The organism is Flavonifractor plautii ATCC 29863 (genome assembly GCF_000239295.1).
Lineage (GTDB): Bacteria > Bacillota > Clostridia > Oscillospirales > Oscillospiraceae > Flavonifractor > Flavonifractor plautii.
The window spans coordinates 13,560-13,792 of record NZ_JH417839.1; the positions used below are offsets into that span (position 1 = coordinate 13,560).

At 65.7% G+C, this 233-nt stretch carries 1 protein-coding gene; it reads left to right on the forward strand.

All coding sequences use genetic code 11. From position 1 onward, the window contains the following. On the forward strand, positions 1 to 185 hold a 185-nt coding region (locus tag HMPREF0372_RS20395), incomplete at its 5' end, for a hypothetical protein (RefSeq protein ID WP_007494806.1). Between the last annotated feature and the right edge of the window lie 48 nt (positions 186 to 233).

Consider the following 233-nt stretch of genomic DNA (forward strand, 5'->3'; position numbering starts at 1 on the left):
CCCCGCCGCAGGCGGGCGGCGCTGTGCGCCGTCCAAGTGTTTTGGCCGTCGGCCAAAACCTTGATGCCGGGGCAATTCACTTGCCCCGGGCAGATAAAAAGACCCGGGGCCCCCGCGCGGCGAGCCGCGTGGGGTATCTGGAGAAGCCTGCCGAGATGGATGGGGAGACGCTGATTGTCAACTGACCTTCCCGTTTAAGGGAATGGCGGCGAAGCGGTAACCGGCGGGGATGA